The organism is Curtobacterium sp. 320 (assembly GCF_031455235.1).
Classification (GTDB): Bacteria; Actinomycetota; Actinomycetes; order Actinomycetales; family Microbacteriaceae; genus Curtobacterium.
Genome location: NZ_JAVDSI010000015.1, coordinates 24375 through 40500, shown reverse-complemented (window position 1 = coordinate 40500; position 16126 = coordinate 24375). Strand labels below are relative to the sequence as shown.

The 16126-nt window shown below is 72.0% G+C and carries 16 protein-coding genes and 2 pseudogenes; 11 read left to right on the top strand and 7 right to left on the bottom strand.

All coding sequences use genetic code 11. The annotated features are described in order from the left end of the window. Positions 1 to 6 precede the first annotated feature (6 nt). From J2X60_RS16495 to J2X60_RS16480, 4 genes are all read left to right on the top strand, one after another. On the top strand, positions 7 to 1464 hold the full coding sequence (locus tag J2X60_RS16495; protein ID WP_309889025.1) for an MFS transporter: 1458 nt from the start codon (positions 7 to 9) through the stop codon (positions 1462 to 1464). A 112-nt stretch (positions 1465 to 1576) separates the two neighbouring features. Next, entirely contained in the window at positions 1577 to 2200 is a 624-nt protein-coding gene (locus J2X60_RS16490) for an isochorismatase family protein (protein WP_309889023.1), read from the top strand. Beyond that, positions 2197 to 2817: a TetR-like C-terminal domain-containing protein gene (locus tag J2X60_RS16485; RefSeq protein WP_070418012.1), complete on the top strand. Its 621-nt coding sequence runs from the start codon at positions 2197 to 2199 to the stop codon at positions 2815 to 2817. Before J2X60_RS16490 ends, J2X60_RS16485 begins: the two co-directional genes overlap by 4 nt. A 68-nt stretch (positions 2818 to 2885) precedes the next feature. After that, positions 2886 to 3647, top strand: coding sequence for a GntR family transcriptional regulator (locus J2X60_RS16480; RefSeq protein WP_309889019.1), 762 nt, complete (start codon positions 2886 to 2888; stop codon positions 3645 to 3647). Positions 3648 to 3659: 12 nt separating this feature from the next. Here the strand turns inward: J2X60_RS16480 and J2X60_RS16475 are convergent, their stop codons facing one another. Beyond that, the gene (locus tag J2X60_RS16475) at positions 3660 to 4733 is read right to left on the bottom strand and encodes a putative sulfate exporter family transporter (protein WP_309889015.1); all 1074 of its coding nucleotides are present in this window, start codon (positions 4731 to 4733) and stop codon (positions 3660 to 3662) included. A 49-nt stretch (positions 4734 to 4782) separates the two neighbouring features. Next, positions 4783 to 5367, bottom strand: coding sequence for an LppP/LprE family lipoprotein (locus tag J2X60_RS16470; protein WP_309889013.1), 585 nt, complete (start codon positions 5365 to 5367; stop codon positions 4783 to 4785). 143 nt (positions 5368 to 5510) lie between these two features. Between J2X60_RS16470 and J2X60_RS16465 the strand changes: the two genes are divergently transcribed. Continuing rightward, positions 5511 to 5861 carry a hypothetical protein gene (locus J2X60_RS16465; RefSeq protein WP_309889011.1) on the top strand — a complete coding sequence of 117 codons (351 nt, stop codon included), beginning with the start codon at positions 5511 to 5513 and terminating at the stop codon, positions 5859 to 5861. A 33-nt stretch (positions 5862 to 5894) separates the two neighbouring features. Beyond that, positions 5895 to 6539, top strand: a complete 645-nt coding sequence (locus J2X60_RS16460; RefSeq protein ID WP_309889008.1) for a hypothetical protein — start codon at positions 5895 to 5897, stop codon at positions 6537 to 6539. A gap of 60 nt (positions 6540 to 6599) precedes the next feature. Here J2X60_RS16460 and J2X60_RS16455 read toward each other — a convergent pair whose 3' ends face one another. Next, complete coding sequence (locus tag J2X60_RS16455; RefSeq protein WP_309889006.1) at positions 6600 to 8315, bottom strand: APC family permease; 1716 nt, start codon at positions 8313 to 8315, stop codon at positions 6600 to 6602. A gap of 147 nt (positions 8316 to 8462) precedes the next feature. Between J2X60_RS16455 and J2X60_RS16450 the strand changes: the two genes are divergently transcribed. The 3 genes and pseudogenes from J2X60_RS16450 to J2X60_RS16440 all read left to right on the top strand — a co-directional run. After that, positions 8463 to 9800 carry an NAD(P)/FAD-dependent oxidoreductase gene (locus tag J2X60_RS16450; RefSeq protein WP_309889004.1) on the top strand — a complete coding sequence of 446 codons (1338 nt, stop codon included), beginning with the start codon at positions 8463 to 8465 and terminating at the stop codon, positions 9798 to 9800. Between the two features lie 57 nt (positions 9801 to 9857). Beyond that, positions 9858 to 9953 (top strand): annotated as a pseudogene (locus J2X60_RS16445) (DivIVA domain-containing protein); the annotation flags it as partial. Between the two features lie 45 nt (positions 9954 to 9998). Continuing rightward, positions 9999 to 10110: pseudogene (locus J2X60_RS16440) on the top strand (DivIVA domain-containing protein); the annotation flags it as partial. A gap of 29 nt (positions 10111 to 10139) precedes the next feature. Here J2X60_RS16440 and J2X60_RS16435 read toward each other — a convergent pair. After that, a complete protein-coding gene (locus tag J2X60_RS16435; protein WP_070418005.1) occupies positions 10140 to 11006 on the bottom strand; it encodes a LysR family transcriptional regulator in 867 nt (288 codons plus the stop codon). A 94-nt stretch (positions 11007 to 11100) separates the two neighbouring features. On the opposite strand from J2X60_RS16435, the gene J2X60_RS16430 reads away from it, so the two are divergent. Beyond that, on the top strand, positions 11101 to 11826 hold the full coding sequence (locus J2X60_RS16430) for an SDR family NAD(P)-dependent oxidoreductase (RefSeq protein ID WP_309889002.1): 726 nt from the start codon (positions 11101 to 11103) through the stop codon (positions 11824 to 11826). A gap of 80 nt (positions 11827 to 11906) precedes the next feature. Here the strand turns inward: J2X60_RS16430 and J2X60_RS16425 are convergent, their stop codons facing one another. From J2X60_RS16425 to J2X60_RS16415, 3 genes are all read right to left on the bottom strand, one after another. After that, positions 11907 to 13064, bottom strand: coding sequence for a Gfo/Idh/MocA family oxidoreductase (locus tag J2X60_RS16425; RefSeq protein WP_309776820.1), 1158 nt, complete (start codon positions 13062 to 13064; stop codon positions 11907 to 11909). After that, a complete protein-coding gene (locus tag J2X60_RS16420; RefSeq protein ID WP_229085459.1) occupies positions 13061 to 13882 on the bottom strand; it encodes a sugar phosphate isomerase/epimerase in 822 nt (273 codons plus the stop codon). Before J2X60_RS16420 ends, J2X60_RS16425 begins: the two co-directional genes overlap by 4 nt. Before the next feature lie 107 nt (positions 13883 to 13989). After that, the gene (locus tag J2X60_RS16415; RefSeq protein WP_309888999.1) at positions 13990 to 15354 is read right to left on the bottom strand and encodes an MFS transporter; all 1365 of its coding nucleotides are present in this window, start codon (positions 15352 to 15354) and stop codon (positions 13990 to 13992) included. Between the two features lie 159 nt (positions 15355 to 15513). Here J2X60_RS16415 and J2X60_RS16410 point away from each other — a divergent pair, with 159 nt between their 5' ends. Continuing rightward, positions 15514 to 16098 (top strand): TetR/AcrR family transcriptional regulator, encoded by a 585-nt coding sequence (locus tag J2X60_RS16410; RefSeq protein ID WP_309888997.1) that lies wholly within the window; start codon positions 15514 to 15516, stop codon positions 16096 to 16098. Positions 16099 to 16126 lie beyond the last annotated feature (28 nt).

The following is a 16126-nucleotide window of genomic DNA, read 5'->3' as shown; positions in this document are numbered from 1 at the left end:
TGGCAGGTGCTCTGCGCGTCGAGTCTGAGCGTCGTCCTCGTCTTCATCTCCTCGAGCGCCCTGCTCGTCGCGCTCCCCGACGTCAGCCGTGACCTCGACGCCTCCGCCCTGCAGTCCAGCTGGGTCCTGCTCAGCTACATGCTCACCACGACGACGCTCATCCTCGTCTTCGGGCGGATCGCGGACCTCGTCGGGCGTCGCCGTCTGTACATCGCCGGCATCCTCGTCTTCCTCCTCGCCTCACTCGCGTGCGGTGCAGCACCGGACGCCGCCGTCCTGCTCGCCGCCCGACTCGTGCAGGGCGTCGGTGCCGCGGCCATCGTCACGAACACCACGGCGCTCCTCACCGACGTGTTCCCGGAGTCGATCCTGTCGCTCGGCCTCGGGCTGAACGCCACCGTCGCCGCCGTCGGACAGGTCATCGGTCCGGTCGTCGGCGGCCTCGTCGCGGAGTCGTTCGGCTGGCGGTGGATCTTCCTCGCCGGGGTCCCGATCTCGCTCGCGGGGCTCGTCTGGTCGCTGCGACTCATCCCCCGCACCGCCCGGCCACGCTCCGGCGAACGCCTCGACGTCCCGGGCTCGGTGCTCTCCGTGGCCGCGGTCGGGTTGCTGGTCGGCGCCGTCTCGGTCGGCGGTTCCGCCGGCTGGGCCGCCGTCCCGGTCGTCGCGATGGCCTCCGGCGCGGTGCTGCTCGGAGCGGTGTTCGTGTGGACCCAGCGCCGGGTGCCGCACCCGCTCGTCGACCCGGCGATCTTCCGCGACCGGGCGACCATCACGCTCTTCTCGGCCGCCGGCCTCTGCGCGCTGTCGAGCTACGCCCTCGTGCTCCTGGCGTCGCTGTCGTTCCAGGCCGTCTCGGGCAAGGACGCCGTCGAGGCCGCGCTCTGGGTGCTCCCCACCCCGCTCGGCACGACCGTGGCCGCGGCGAGCGCCGGGGTCCTCGCCCGCCGGGTGCCCGCGCGCACGCTCTCCACCATCGGCATGCTGCTCATCGCGGTCGGGGCAGCGGTGCTCGCGGGGTCGCTCGCCGACGACGGCGCATACGCCGTGACGGCCGTCGGACTCGGTGCCGTCGGCGTCGGCACCGGGGTGTTCATGACGCCGAGCACCTCGGCCCTGATGACCCGTGTCCCGGAGCACCGCCGGGGCATCGCGAACGCCATCCGGTCGGCGCTGCAGAACGCGGGCTTCCTGTTCTCCACGGCGCTCGGTCTGGCGATCGCCACGAGCGGGCTCTCCGCCGCGCAGCAGGCCGCGGCGTACGACGGCAGCCTGCTCGGTCTGCCGGCGACCGACGTCCAGGCCTTCGTCGACGGCGTGCGCACCGCCGCGCTCACGTTCGCCGGGTGCGCGGTCGTCGGCGCCCTCATCGTCGCGTTCGGCCCGTTCGGTCCCCCGGACCGACAGGCACCGCTCCGACCGGACACGTCCGGCCCGGTGCCCGAGCCGGGGACGAGCGCATGACCGCCACGACGGGCACCGACCGCGCGCACGGGCCGACCGCCGGCCGACGTGCCGGGGTCGCGCCGCGCCTCCAGGCCCCCACCAGCCAGCCCCACGACGGAAGCAGGACCGCATGACCGACGACCACGACGACTACGCCTCGGCCGGCTACACCGGTGCGCTCGAACCGGGCCGACGGGCGGCGCTCGTCGTCGTCGACCCGGTGAACGCCTACGTCGACCCGACGTGCGGGCTGTACGCCGGCGTCGAGGAACCCGTCGAGCGGATGCGCGAGCTCACGGCCGCGGCCCGGGCGGCCGGCGTGCACGTCGCCGTGACGACCATGGCGCTGTCGGCCGACGGCTCCAACGCGGGGGTGTTCTTCCGGAAGGTGCCGGCCCTCGCGGCGTACCTGCCCGGCACGTCCACCGGCGCGTTCATCGAGGGGCTCGCGCCGGTTGACGGGGACACCCTCGTGCCGAAGCAGTACCCGAGCGCGTTCTTCGGGACCTCGCTGGCCGCCGACCTCGTCGCACGAGGGGTCGACACGCTCTTCATCGCCGGACTCTCGACGAGCGGGTGCATCCGGGCCACCGCGACGGACGCGATGCAGCACGGCTTCGTGCCGATCGTCGTGCGCGAGGCCGTCGGCGACCGGCTGCCGAGCGTGCACGAGGCGAACCTGTTCGACATCCAGGCGAAGATCGGCGAGGTGTGGGGCATCGACCGGGTACTCGCGCTCTGGAGCGCCGCGTGAGCACCGAGGCCCCGGTCCGCGGACGGCCCCGCAACGCCGCGGTCGACGAGGCCGTGTACACGGCGTGCATCGCGATCCTCGCCGAGGGCGACCCCCGCGCGTTCACGATCAGGGCGGTCGCCGACGCCGCCGGGGTGGGCGCGGCGACGATCTACCGGCGCTGGTCCAGTCGCGACGTGCTCCTCACCGAGACCGTCATCCGCCTGATGGAGGAGTCGATCCCGACGATCCTCGACGCCCCGATCGACGAGGGCGTCCTCGGGCTCACCCGCGGCTGGGTGCACGCGCTCGTCGCGACCCCGGTCGGCCGGGCGCTGCCGCTCATCGTGGAGCTCGCCTCGCACGAGCCCCGGGTGGCCGAGGCGGTCGCCGCGTGGCACCTCGACCGACGGGTCCGGGTGAACGCGATGCTCCAGCGGGCGATGGACGCCGGCGACCTGCGGCCCGACGTCGACCTCGGGATCGCCGTCGACCTGCTCGGCGGTCCGACCTTCTACCGCCGGGTGTTCGTGTCCATCGACATCCAGGCACCCGACTACCCGGTGCGCCTCGCCCGGGAGTTCCTCCGGTGGGCCGGGTGGACCGGCGACACCACGACCGTGGGGGTGGTCTCGTGACCGACGTCGCACCAGACGACCGACTGGACGGCACCGCGGGACGTCGTCCGGTCCCACCGTGGACGGACATGGCCATCGGCGATGTCACGCCCGGGCACTGGATCGGCTTCAACCGTCGCTCGGACGCCGCCCGGCAGGTGTCCGACCTCATCCGCGCGGACATCGTCGCCGGTCGGTTCACCGGACCGCTGCCGTACGAGTGGGAGCTCCTCGACCTGTACGGCACGACGCGGAACGTCCTGCGGGCGGCGCTGACGCTCCTCAAGGAACAGCGGCTGCTCACCCGGGCACCGCGGTCGGGCACGTTCGGCGTGCGTCCGGTGGCCTCGGTGAGCCTCGCCCGGACCACCGAGGAGGTCACGATCTACGGCGAGAACACCGGCGGCAGCGTGTTCGACTCCCCGCGGCTGAGCATCGTGCACCTGTGCGTCCAGCTCGTGCCGGCGCCCGAGACCGTCCGGCGGAACCTCGAGATGGAGGGCAGCGCCGCGTACTTCGTCGAGAGCCTCATCTCGTTCGACGGGGAGCCGAGCCGGGTGCGGACGAGCTGGGTGCCGCAGGAGCGGTTCCCGGACCTCGTGTCGGAGCCGCTCACCGAGTACGTGCCGGACGTGCTCGTGCGGCGGGTCGGGCAGCGGCCGGTCGCTCGTCGACTGCTGCTCAGCACGGTGAACGCCGACCAGTGGAGCGCGGACCTGCTCGACATCGATCCGGGGCAGGCGATCTTCCACATCGAGCGGCTGATGTGCCTGGCCGACGGGACCCCGGTGGAGTACGGGTTCTCGCGGTACCGGGGCGACCGGGCGGTGATCGACTCGCGCATCGTGTGAGCCCCGACGCCGTCAGAGGAGCCCGAACACCGCCTGCGCGCCGAGGCTCGTCCCCGCCACGAGCACCCACAGCGCGATCCCGAGCAGCATCGGCCGGAACCCCGCCCGCCGGAGCGCGCCGAAGTCCGTCGAGACCCCGATCGCGGCGAGCGCAACCGTGATGAGGAACGTCGCGGCGGTGGAGAACCCCGGGGCCGCTGCGGCCGGCAGGACCCCGAGGGTGCGGAGGAGCACGACCACGAGGAACCCGATCAGGAACCACGGGACCAACCGGAACACGCGGAACCCGCGGACGCCCCCGGCGCGGCCCGTGTCCACGCCGGACGCGACCTGCTCGCGGGAGGTGCGCCGCGCCTCCAGGCCGGCCAGCCCCACGACGATCGGGATGATCATGAGCGTCCGGACCAGCTTCACGACCACCGCCGTGTCGGTCGCCTGGCGACCGTAGACGGTTGCCGTGGCAACCACCGACGAGGTGTCGTTCACCGCGGTGCCGGCGAAGACGCCGAACGCGTGTTGCGAGAGCCCCAGCGCGTGACCGACCAGGGGGAAGACGAAGACGGCGGCGATGTTGCACAGGAAGATCGTCGACATCGCGTAGGCGACGTCCGCACTGACCGCGCCGATCACGGGCGTGACGGCCGCGATCGCCGAGGCGCCGCAGATCCCCGTCCCGACGCCGATGAGCGTGCGGAGGGCACTCGAGACCCGGAGCAGCCGACCGATCCCCCACGCTGCGACGAGGCACACGACGAGGGTCGTCAGCATCACGGGCAGCGTCTCGCCGCCGATGCGGAGCACCTCGGCGATCGAAAGCTGGGCGCCGAGCAGCACGACGGCGAACTGCAGGACCCGGCTCGAGGTGAACTTCACGCCGGGCTGGAGCAGGCCGAGATCGCCGCCCGAGCCCGCGCCGGTACCGTCGCGCTGTCGTCGTCGGCGGACGAGCCACCCGACCAGGGCGCCGAGCACGACCGCGGGGACCGGGCCGCCGACGACCGGGACCTCGCGGCCGACGACGGTGGCGGCGAGCCCGATGACGAGGGCGAGCGCGACACCCGGCCAGGCGGTGCGGAGGAACGGCATGGCGTCCAGCATGGCAGGACACCCGGCGTCCGGCGTCCGGCGTCGCGCCTCAGCCGGCCGGCGGCGTCTCCCCCGTCATCACCACGCGCCCGGCAGCGTCGTCCCACCGGAACGTCGCGTCCGTCCGACCGCTCGCGTCCGCAGTCGACTCGTCCGGCTTCGCGTAGCGGTAGGCCACCGCGATCGTCGACGGGTCGGTCCGGCTGATGTCCGGGACGAAGCCGTACTGCTCCTTCGTGGCCGTGCCGAGGTACCGGCCGTCGTGGAAGAGGAGGATCGCGACGGGCGAGCTGCCGGTCGCGAGGTCCAGGCTCACCGTGACCCAGGACAGCGGGGCGCACGCCTCGTACCCGGACGTGTCGGCCCGTGCGGCGTCCCACTTCGCGTCCTCGAGCCCGGCGGGCAGCGGCAGGTCGGCGATCGGCTGGGCGGCGGCCTCGGCACCGCTCGACGGGCCGCACGTCGGCGTGGGGGTCGGAGTCGACGTCGGGGTCGGGCTCTCGGCGACCGCAGTCGGCGTGGCGGTCACGGTGCGGGTGGCGGTGGCGGTGGGGCCGGCGGTCGTCCCGCCGCTGCACCCGGTCAGGGCAACGGCCAGGACGGCGGCGAACAGGATCCCCCCGGTGGTGTTCACGGTGCGCATCCGGACAGGTTCCTCCTCGCCCTGCACAGAGTTCTCGGCGTATTCTTGGTTTCGGAAGCAACGACGATTCCGGCCATGCCTCGTCGTGTCGCGTTCCCCGACCTCGACGGGCCCCGACCCGACCAAGAGCCCTCGTGTCTGAACACCTCATCGAGTACGTCGCCCGTGACCGCACGGGCATCACTGCCGTCGTGACGACCACCAGCGTCATCGACGTCGACACCGTGATCAAGCACATCCACGCCGGGCACGCCGGGTACTACGTCGCGGCCGACTCGTGGAAGCGCACGCCGGTGCGGAGCCTGTCGTTCCTCGGGGGCGCGTACCTGTTCGCGAACTGGGACGGCTCGAAGCGGAACATGCTGCACGATCTCGCGTTCCGCGCTCCGACCCGGTCGATCGAGACGAAGCCGGTGGCGCGGCGTCCGCGGTTCTCGCGGGTGCTCGACGCGATCCTCGGCCGGCGGCGGTCCCACCGGCGCTGACCGCACCGACCGACGTCCGAGCAGGATGGGACCGTGCAGGACGTGACGGACGGGTGGGTGCGACGGCTCCGTGACGGGACCGCGCCGCGGCAGTGGCCGATCCACCTGGCTGCGGCGGTCCTGGTGCTGGGTGCAGCGGCACTCATCGTCGCGGAGTTCGGCTCGCCGGCCTTCGTCGAGCAGATGGAGCGCAGCAGTCGCGTCGGCAGCATCGTCCTGGTCGAGCTGTTCCTGATCGTCGTCGGCATCGTGATGTCGGTCGGCACCTGGTGGAGCGGACGTCGCGACCGACGGACACTCGCCCGCATCCGCGCGAGCGGTCGCGAACCCGCGTTCTTCCTGCCGGTGCTGACGAAGGGCATCCGGACCTCCGAGGACCTCCCGCGTCCCCGTCCCGAGGTGTGGACGCTCGATCGCGCCGGCATGCACGGATGGACGCCGGACCGGGAGGCGCCGGTGATCGATCTGCCCTGGTCGCGGATCCGGACGATCGACCTCGCGACGAAGGACGCACGCGGCTCCCGCGTCGACTACGCGCTCTGGTTCGACCTCGTCGGTGGAGGCGAGCTGGTGCTGCCGCCGCGGACGGCCCTCGGCCGCCCGTTCGAGGTGGGTCCCGGCGGTCTGGAGACGCTCCTGCCGGTGCTGCGGTCGCTGCGGCGCGAGCTGGTGGGCTGACGGACGGGAGGCACGGTGCGCGCCCGCCCCGCGCCTCCCGTCCGCCGCCGGTGCGGGAGATCAGTCGTCGTCGCGGCGACGCGACCGCGTCCGCCGGAACCGCTTGCCGGTCTCCTCGTCGACCGCGATGCTGCCCGTCGGCAGGTTCGAGAAGTCGGGCGCGATGACGGTCGGCTCCGGGACTCCACCCGGGCCGTCGAGGACGAGGATGTTGCTCGTGCTCGTGAGCGTCCGTCCGCGGAAGAAGTCCGGGGACCGCAGCCACCAGACGACCATCAGCACGACACCGATGAGGATCGCGCCGACACCCACCACGGCGACCGCTCCGATGCCGAGGATCGTGACGTCCTTGCCGTCGTCGCCCTGCAGCCAGTCGGGCTGGGCGAACTGCACGAGTCCGTAGACGAACGTCACCGCGAGCGTCAGGCCGCCGAGCAACGGGACGAGCCCCCGCATGACGAAGTTCCGCACGGTGTTGAAGAGCGTCCGTCGGTAGACCCAGACGCACGCGAAGCCGGTCAGCCCGTAGTAGAAGGCGATCATCAGGCCGACGGAACCGATCAGGGCGGTGAGCAGGTTCGTCGAGATGACGGTGAACAGCACGTAGAAGCCGATCGACGCGATGCCCATCCCGATGGTCGACCAGGTCGGCGTGAGGAAGCGCCGGTGGATCCGGGCGAAGTGCGACGGCAGGGCCTTGTAGACCGCCATCGAGAGCGATGTCCGTGCGGTCGGCATGATCGTGGTCTGCGTCGAGGCGGACGCCGAGGTGAGGATCGAGAACGACAGCAGGGCCATCGCCGCGTGCCCGAGGAACGAGTTGCCGAAGAGCGCCGGGCCGATCGCCGAGAACACGTCGTCCGCGTTGCCCTGCGCCCCGAGGCCGATGCCCTTCGTCCCGACGCCGGCGAACGCGATCGCCGCGATCGACACGAGGGCGTAGATGACGAGGAGCAGGACCGTGCTGATGACGGCTGCGCGACCGGGGGTCTTCTCGGGGTCCTTCGTCTCCTCGTTGAGCGAGACGGCGGTGTCCCAGCCCCAGTAGATGAAGATCGCCGTGAGCATGGCGGGGGCGATGACCGACCCGAAGTCCATGCCGCTCGGCCACAGCCACGACAGCGAGGGCGTGATCGAGCCCTCGACGCCGTTGCCGGTGCCGACCCGCACGAGCGCGACGACCGCGAACATCACGAGCACGAGCACCTCGATGCCCAGCAGGACGTACTGCAGCCGGGCCGACACCTCGACGCCGACGTAGCAGATGAAGGTCATCACGGCGATCCAGGCCACCCCGGCGACGGTCGACCAGAGCGTGCTGTTCCCGAGGGCGCTGATCGCCGGGTCGTTCGTCAGGACGCCGACGAAGGAGTACCCGTACGAGCCGGCGATCTGGGCGAGGTTCGCCATCACGATGACGTCCGCGGCGATGATCCCCCACCCGCCGAGCCATCCCGTCACGGCACCGAAGGCCCGGGTCGCCCAGGTGAACGTCGTGCCGCAGTCGGGGTCCTCGCGGTTGAGCTCCTGGTAGGCCACGGCGATCATCCACATCGGGATGAAGGCGAGCAGCATGATCGCCGGGGCCTTCACCCCGGCGAGGAGCGCTCCCCCACTCGCCACGACCAACCCGAGGCTCGCGGCCAGGCTGTAGGCGGGCGCGGTGGACGAGATGCCCATCACGACGCTGCCGACCAGGCCGATGGCCCCCGGTCGCAGTCCCTTCTCCTTGCCGACGGTCTCGGTCGACACCGTCACGACCCGTTCGTCTCGCATGACCACCACGCTCTCCCGATGGCGAGCGACGGAAACCGTCGCCGTCGCTCCACGACTCTGTGGATACGAGCACTGAAACTAGACCTCAGCAACGATTTCCGCACCTGGCTGTGTCAATCTTGATCCAGTCCCGAGAGGAGCACCAGCATGGAGGACGCCGACGTCGTCGTGATCGGTGCGGGCGTGGCGGGGCTCGCGGCCGCACGGGTGCTCGCCGGGGCCGGGCGCCGGGTCGTCGTGCTCGAGGCCCGGGACCGGATCGGCGGTCGGGTCCACACCGACCGGACCGACGGGCACGTGACGGACCTCGGCGCCTCGTGGATCCACGGCGTCGAGGACAACGCCGTGGCCGACGCCGTCGCCGCGTTCGGCATCCGCACGGTCGAGTTCACCGTCGGCGGGTACCAGGTCGACAGCCGGCCGATCGCGTACCACGGGCCCGACGGTCGTCGGCTCGACGCCGGTGCAGCCGCCCGGTTCGCCGACGACGTGCGCACGGTCGACCGCGCCCTGGCCGACGAGGTCGAGCGATCGGCGCCGCTCGACAGCTACCGCGACGTGGTCGCCCGGGCCGTCGCGGCGCAGGGCTGGGACGCCGAGCGGGCGGAACGGGTCAGCGAGCACCTCGAGCACCGGAGCGAGGAGCAGTACGGGGTCGCGGGCGACGAGCTCGCCGCGCACGGGCTCGACGACGACACGATCGCGGGCGACGAGGTGGTGTTCCCGGACGGCTACGACGCCCTGCCCGCACACCTCGCCGCGGGGCTCGACGTCCGGCTCGGACACGTCGTCGAGCGCATCGACCACGGGGACGGCGGGGTGGTGGTCACGAGCAGCCGCGGCCCGTTCCACGCCGAGGCCGTCGTCGTCACGGTGCCCGTCGGGGTGCTGCAGGCCGGCGACCTCGTGATCGAGCCACCGCTGCCCGCACGGCACCGGCAGGCACTCGGACGGCTGCGGATGAACGCGTTCGAGAAGGTCGTCCTGCGGTTCCCGGAGCGGTTCTGGGACGCCGACGTCTACGCGGTCCGGCAGCTCGGTCCGGCCGGCCGGTGGTGGCACTCCTGGTACGACCTGACGCGGCTCGACGGGGTGCCGACGCTGCTCACCTTCGCGGCCGGTCCGGCAGCGCGGGCGATCCGGGGCTGGAGCAGGGAGCGGGTCGCGGACTCGGTGCTCGAGCAGCTCCGGCGACTGTACGGCGACGCCGTGGGGACGCCGACGTCGGTGCTCGTGACGGCATGGCAGGACGACCCGTTCGCCCGGGGCTCGTACGCGCACATGCTGCCGGGGTCGACGACGAGCGACCACGACGACCTCGCGGTGCCGATCGCGGGACGCGTGCACCTGGCGGGCGAGGCGACGTGGACCGACGACCCCGCGACGGTGGCCGGCGCGCTGTACTCGGGGCACCGTGCGGCGGTCGCGGTGCTCGGCCACGAGGTGCCGATCGACCGGGTCTGGACGGACACACCCGCCGGGTGACCTGTGCGAGGATCGTCGAACACGCCGGCACGCGGGGTCCGGCACGAGGGGGAGAGCATGCTCGCGAGTGATGTGGCGAACGCGAAGTTCGCACCGACGAAGTGGCGCGAAGGGTACGACCAGCGCGAGGTCGACGACTTCCTCGACCGGGTCCGGGCGACCCTGGCCGGGTACGAGGCCGGACGTCCGGTCGACCCGCTGACGCCCGAGGACGTCACCCTGGCGCGCTTCCAACCGACCAAGTTCCGCGAGGGCTACCGCCAGGACGAGGTCGACGACTTCCTCGACCGCGTGGTGGTCGCGCTGCGGCAGCACGCCACCCGCCGCTGACCGGCCCCGTCAGGCGCTGACCGCGCCCGCGGCCTCCCCGATCCGCAGCCCGGTCGCCACGAGCCGCGCGACCGCTGGCGTCTCCCGCCCGACCGGCCACCCGAGCACCGTCGTCGCGAGGGGCGCGTCGAGCACCGGCACCGCGACGTGCTCGGGCCACTGCCAGGCCCGGCTCGAGCGCGGGATCACGAGCAGCGTCCGACCGAGCGCGACGAGCTGCGCCAGCTGCGACTGCGAGTGCACCTCCGGCCCCGGTCCCGGCGGGTAGGTCCAGTCGGCGAGGGGCCACCGCGCCATCGGCAGGTCGGGGACCGACGACACCTCGGCCATCGTGAGGGACCGGCGGTCGGCGAGCGGGTGCGAGGCGGGGACGATCGCGACCTGCGGCTCGGAGTACAGGTCGACCGACTCGATCCCGGCGAAGTCGTCGAACGGCCGGTGCATGACCGCCACGTCCGCTGTGCCGTCGAGGAGGAGTCCCGCCTGCTCACCGATCTCGCAGAGCACCACGTCGACCGGCACGTCCTCGGGGGCGGCGTCGAGCAGCGCCTGCAGGAACTCGTGCGACGACCCGGCCTTCGTCGCGAGGACGAGCCGCTGCTCCGGCGCCCCCGCGCGTCGGGTCCGCCGGACGGCCGCGCGCACGGCGTCGAGGGCGGCCGGGGCTTCGCGGAGGAGCGCCGACCCCGCGTCGGTGAGGGTCACGCCGCGACGGTCACGGTCGAAGAGCCGGACGCCGATCCGCTCCTCGAGCTGCCGGATCGCCCGCGACAACGGCGGCTGCGCCATCCCGAGTCGGAGCGCCGCGCGGCCGAAGTGCAGTTCCTCGGCGACGGCGACGAAGTACCGGAGCTCGCGCGTCTCGACATCGTCCACGCACGGAGCCTACGCCCACCGATACCCGGGGAGTATCACCACCCACCCGATCGGTGTTGGACGCGGGAACCACCCCGGACCGACGATCGAGCACATGGAGAACGACAAGACGACCGCGCTGGTGACCGGCGCGAACAAGGGCATCGGGTACGCGATCGCCGAGCAGCTGGGTGCGACGGGGATGCGCGTGCTCGTCGGGGCACGGAGCGACACCGGTCGCGAGGAAGCGGTGGAACGACTGCGGGCGAGCGGGGTCGACGCCCACGGGGTCCGGCTCGACGTGACGAGCGACGAGAGCGTGGCGGACGCTGCGGCGGAGGTCGAGGAGCGCTTCGGCCGACTCGACGTCCTCGTGAACAACGCCGGGATCTCGGGCCCGTTCGACCCGGTGACATGGACGCAGGACCCGACGACGCTCGACCTCGACGTCGTCCGGCAGGTCGTCGACGTCAACGTCTACGGCGTCGTCCGCGTGACGAACGCGATGCTGCCGCTGCTGCGCCGCTCCCCCGCGCCGCGCATCGTGAACGCGTCGAGCAGCATGGGCTCCCTCGGCCGCCAGCCGGGTCCGGTGATGGCCGCGTACGCCCCGTCGAAGACGTTCCTCAACGGGATCACGACCCAGTACGCGAGGACGTTCGCGGACACCCCGGTCATCGTCAACGCTGCATGCCCGGGGCTCGTCGCGACGGACTTCAACGGCTTCAGCGGCGACCGCACGGCCGCGCAGGGCGCGGCGACCGCGGTGCGGCTCGCGACGCTGCCGGACGACGGCCCGCGCGGTGGCTTCTTCGAGGACGCGGGCGTCGTTCCCTGGTGACCACGGACACGACGGGAGGCCCTGCGCACGTTCCGCACGCGGCGGACGTGAGCAGGGCCTCCTGTCTGGTGCCCCGGTCGTCAGACCGCAGCCGGCGCCGTCTCCAGCGTGGCAGCGAACGGGTCGAAGTCCTCAGGCAGGGACGCGATCGCCCCGACGGTGGACTCGACCTCGACGAACGACCGCCGCTCGATGGACTCCTCCACCGAGACCATCGCGTCGAGCACGTGGTAGCCGACCGCACCGGTCGCGATGTGCGAACCGCCGCCGCGGATGGCCCGCGCCATGTCGAGCACGCCGAGGCCCCGGCCGACCGTCGGCTCCTCGTCGAGGAGCGTCTCCCACTCCTGTTCGAACGGCCACGAGGCACCGACGGGGATCGGTCGGGCGATCCGGATCGGGTGCCCGCCGCCGAAGGTGTTCGGGTCGGGCAGGAGGATCGTGCCCTCGGTGCCGTTGACCTCGAAGACGCCGTGCCGGAACAGCGGGGTGTCGAACGACAGCAGCGACTGCGCGTTGCCACCCTGCTCGAACGACGACAGGACGGACACGTGGGTGGGCACCTCGACGGGGAACGACTGGCCCGCGTTCGGCCCGACGACGAGCTCCCGGGTCTCGCGGGACCGCGACCCGGTCGCGACGACGGAGTCGATCGGCCCGAGCAGGTGCACGAGCGCCGTGAAGTAGTACGGGCCGATGTCGAACAGCGGGCCGGCACCCTTGGCGTAGAGGAACGACGCGTTCGGGTGGAACACGTCCGGCCCCTGCCACTGCATGCTCGTGACCGCGGTGAGCGGCGTGCCGATCGCGCCGGCCTCGATCGCCCGCTTGGCGGTCTGCCACCCCGGGCCGAGCACGGTGTCGGGCGCGATGCCGAGCCCGAGCCCGAGCTCGTCGGCGAGGGCGACCAGGCCCGCAGCGGACTCGCGGTCGACCCCGATCGGCTTCTCGCTCCACACGTGCTTGCCCGCGCGGAGGGCGTCCGTGGACACCGCCACGTGCGTGGCCGGGAGCGTGAGGTTGATGACGATCTCGACGTCGGGGTCGGCGAGGACCGACGCTCCGTCGCCGGAGGCCGCGACGCCCCACTTCGCCGCCGACGCCGCCGCCCGCTCCGTGTCGATGTCGCCGATCCGGACGACCTCGACGTCGGGGAAGGTCGTGAGGTTCGCCAGGTACTGCTCGCTGATCATGCCGGCGCCGATGAAGCCGATGCCGACCTTGCCCGTGCGGGTCATGCGGACACCGCCGATCCGCTCGGTGCGAGCTGCGCGGCGAGCCACTCGTACGACTGGGCGACCCCGTCGAAGACGTCCCCCGCGAACCCGTCGAACTCGATCACGGCGTACTCGAGGGCCGTCGCGGCACGCAGCGCCTCGGCGAGCCGGACGTCGCCCTGGCCGGCCGGGGTCTGGTCGGTGGGGATCGTCGCGGTGGAGATGTCGTCGCGCATCGGGCCGTCCTTGACGTGCACGGCGACGATGCGGTCACCGAGCTCCTCGATGAACGGCACGAGGTCGATGCCCGCGGCGGAGGCCCAGTACAGGTCGAGCTCGAGCACCACGCCCGGGTCGAGCAGCGAGGCGAGCACCTGCAGTGCGGGCCGGCCGTCGATCTGCGGTCGGAGCTCGTGGTCGTGGTTGTGGTAGCCGACGCGGAGGCCGTGCTCGGCCGCCTCGGCAGCGGCGGCGTTGAGTCGGGCCGCGACGCGCTCGACGCCCTCGCGGGTGGTCCAGTGGTCGGGGCCGACGAACGGGTCGATGACGATCTCGAGGCCGAGCTCCTTCGCCGCGGCGAAGGTGTCGGCGTGCGACGGAGCGGTCATCACGGTGCCGTCGGGCAGCGGGATGGTCTCCTCGACGAGGAAGGCGTGGCCGGTCTTCGCGGTGATGCCGTGGGCGTCGAACGCTTCCTTGAGCTGCGCTGCTCGGTCGACGAACGCGAACGCCTCGACGGTGTCGAAGCCGATGTCGGCGAGGCGGCGGACGCCGCCGTCGAGGTCGGGCTCCAGCGCGGCGTTCACCGTGTAGAGCTGCAGGGAGATGGCGGGTGCCATGACTGGTCCTTTCAGGGAGGCTTGCGGTGTGTGCGGTGACCGCCTGGAGGCGCGACTCGCCTTCGTGAGTCGGGTCGCGCCTCCAGGACCGTGCGCTGGTGCGCCGTCTACCGGACCGACTTGATGGGGAAGATCACGAGTGCGCCGAGGATCACCGCGACGCCCGCGCCCCAGAGCATGAGCGTGTAGTTCTGACCGCCCCCGACGCCGAGGAGGAAGAGGCCGACGGCCGGGGCGAGCGACTGCGGCAGCGCGTTCGCGATGTTGATCACGCCGAGGTCCTTGCCGGGGCGCTCCGGGTCGGGCAGCACGTCGACGATGAGGGCGGTGTCGATGGCGGAGTAGATGCCGAAGGCGAAGCCCATCACGATCTCGGCGAAGTAGAACCCGCCGACCGTGTCGACGTGCGCCAGGATCACCAGGCCGACGGCGGTGAGGGCCGTGGAGCTCCACACGAAGACCTTGCGGCGGCCGACGCGGTCGGACACCCACCCGGAGAGCGCGGCGCTGACCAGCAGGGCGACGGTGTAGAGGAGCACACCGAACGCGACGATGCCGACGGCCTCCTTCTGCGGGAGGCCGATCCGGTCCTCCATGTACAGCAGGCGGTAGGTCGTGAACATGAACGTGCCGAAGGTGATGAGGAAGCGCCCCCACCAGGCGAGCCCGAAGTCGCGGTGCTTGATCGGGTTGGTCCAGAAGGACGAGATGAGGTTGACCCAGCTGAACGGCTTGATCGGCGGCGGGGGCAGCTCGTCGCGGGCCACGAACGAGTAGACGAGGATCGCGATGATCGCGATGATGCCCGGGACGATGAAGAGCATCGGCAGGTTGCCGACCAGGTAGACGGCCAGGTACAGACCGGCGAGGATCGCGGTGTTCTGCGCGAGCGCGATGACGCTCGAGGCCTTGCCGCGCTGGAACTCCGGCACGTTGTCGGCGAAGCTCGCGGTCAGGGTGGCGAGGACCGCGTTGGCGGTGACCTGCGCGAGGACCCACGCCAGGGTGAGCTGCAGGACGTTCGGCGAGAACGCGAGCCAGGCGAGCGCACCGACGAAGACGATGACGCCGCCGACCATCCACGGCCGACGACGACCCCAGCGGGTGCGGGTGCGGTCCGAGATCGCGCCGAAGAGCGGGTTCGCGAGCAGGGCACCGATCGCGCCGAACGGCAGGACCGAACCGACGATCGTCTCGGGGTTCGACGGGTTGAGCTCGGTCGCCTTGATCGACATGCTCACGAAGACCGGCGTGAGCAGGGCGACGAAGAGGCCGAACTGGGCGAAGCTGAGGCCCCAGAGGTAGCCGCGGCCGACCCGCATGGTGCTGACGGACTGCGTGATGCCCTCGACCGAGAAGGCTCGGGACGCCGCTGCGTCCGTGGCGGTGGCGCCGGCGGCTGCGGTGACCGCGGGGGTCGCGGTTCCGGCGATGCCGCGTGTGGGTTCTTCCTTCGACGTCGGTGTCGACATGACTCCTCCTCGAGTCATAGGGGGCTTCGGGGCCCGCTGAATCCCTAGTGCTACTAGGTGATCGGGACAGTAGCACCCAAAACCTCCGACCGGAAGTTTTTGTTTCGGTACTTTGCGCCAGCACTTCCGCGACTCATGGCTGCCGGTAGGTTGGTCCGAGTGACCTCCAACGATGGAACCGGCAGCCGCGGGCCCTACGCCAAGGGCGTGCAGCGCCGGCAGGAGATCCTCGACCAGACGCTCGAGGTCGTCGCCTCCCGTGGCATCGACGGGACCTCGCTCCGGGCCATCGGCGAGGCGATCGGCATCTCGCACGCCGCACTCCGGCACTACTTCTCATCGCGCGAGGCTCTGCTCGTCGAGGTGCTGCGGGAGCGTGACGACGCGTCGAACCGGGCGTTGGGCGACACCGGCGGCGTGTTCCCCCGGCTCGAGTTCGTCGCCCACCGGAACGTCAGCGAGCCGGCCCTGGTGACGCTCTACACGACGCTGCTCGGTGCCTCGGTGGAGGCGGGGAACGAGACCGCGCGGTCGTACTTCGCGGCACGGTTCGCCACGGCGCGCGCTGATCTGGCGCAGCAACTGCGCGACGAGCTCGCCGCCACCGGTCGGCACAGCGATGCGGACCTCGACCAGGTCGCGTCGCTCATCATCGCGGCGTTCGACGGGTTGCAGGTGCAGTGGTTGCTCGACCGCGACGTGGACATCGCGGGGACGCTGCGGTTGTTGGAGCGGGTGCTCTAGCCTCCGAGCTCACCGTCCGGTGCGGCCT

Excerpts from the sequence above, each read along its gene's own strand:
- J2X60_RS16490 (WP_309889023.1), top strand. The coding sequence starts at position 1,577 with ATGACCGACGACCACGACGACTACGCCTCGGCCGGCTACACCGGTGCG.
- J2X60_RS16480 (WP_309889019.1), top strand. The coding sequence starts at position 2,886 with ATGGCCATCGGCGATGTCACGCCCGGGCACTGGATCGGCTTCAACCGT.
- J2X60_RS16475 (WP_309889015.1), bottom strand. The coding sequence starts at position 4,733 with ATGCCGTTCCTCCGCACCGCCTGGCCGGGTGTCGCGCTCGCCCTCGTC.
- J2X60_RS16455 (WP_309889006.1), bottom strand. The coding sequence starts at position 8,315 with ATGCGAGACGAACGGGTCGTGACGGTGTCGACCGAGACCGTCGGCAAG.
- J2X60_RS16450 (WP_309889004.1), top strand. The coding sequence starts at position 8,463 with ATGGAGGACGCCGACGTCGTCGTGATCGGTGCGGGCGTGGCGGGGCTC.
- J2X60_RS16430 (WP_309889002.1), top strand. The coding sequence starts at position 11,101 with ATGGAGAACGACAAGACGACCGCGCTGGTGACCGGCGCGAACAAGGGC.
- J2X60_RS16425 (WP_309776820.1), bottom strand. The coding sequence starts at position 13,064 with ATGACCCGCACGGGCAAGGTCGGCATCGGCTTCATCGGCGCCGGCATG.
- J2X60_RS16420 (WP_229085459.1), bottom strand. The coding sequence starts at position 13,882 with ATGGCACCCGCCATCTCCCTGCAGCTCTACACGGTGAACGCCGCGCTG.
- J2X60_RS16415 (WP_309888999.1), bottom strand. The coding sequence starts at position 15,354 with ATGTCGACACCGACGTCGAAGGAAGAACCCACACGCGGCATCGCCGGA.